The 263-nt window shown below is 60.8% G+C and carries 1 pseudogene; it reads right to left on the reverse strand.

Features of this window, described 5'->3' with window-relative positions:
- Window positions 1–203: pseudogene (locus SB786_RS36625) on the reverse strand (tyramine oxidase); the annotation flags it as partial.
- Between the last annotated feature and the right edge of the window lie 60 nt (window positions 204–263).

Consider the following 263-nt stretch of genomic DNA (forward strand, 5'->3'; position numbering starts at 1 on the left):
GCCTCGATATAACGCGGCAGACCGTCGCCGCCCGCATGCTGATTCGGATAGTCGCCGCTCGCATAGCGTTGCGTGGTGTCGTACGGCGTGACCCATACGTGACGCGTCGCGAAGCCGCCGCGCTGGCGTACCTTCGAGTTCGGATCGGCGAGCATTAGCGGCGAGTCGTTGACGATCAGTTTGTAGCCAGGATTCGCACCCACACGGTTTTTCACGTTCGGATTCACGACTTTCCAGAAGCGGCCGGTCTGACCGTTCGCATT

It is taken from the genome of Burkholderia sp. SIMBA_062 (assembly GCF_046534765.1).
Classification (GTDB): Bacteria; Pseudomonadota; Gammaproteobacteria; order Burkholderiales; family Burkholderiaceae; genus Burkholderia; species Burkholderia ambifaria.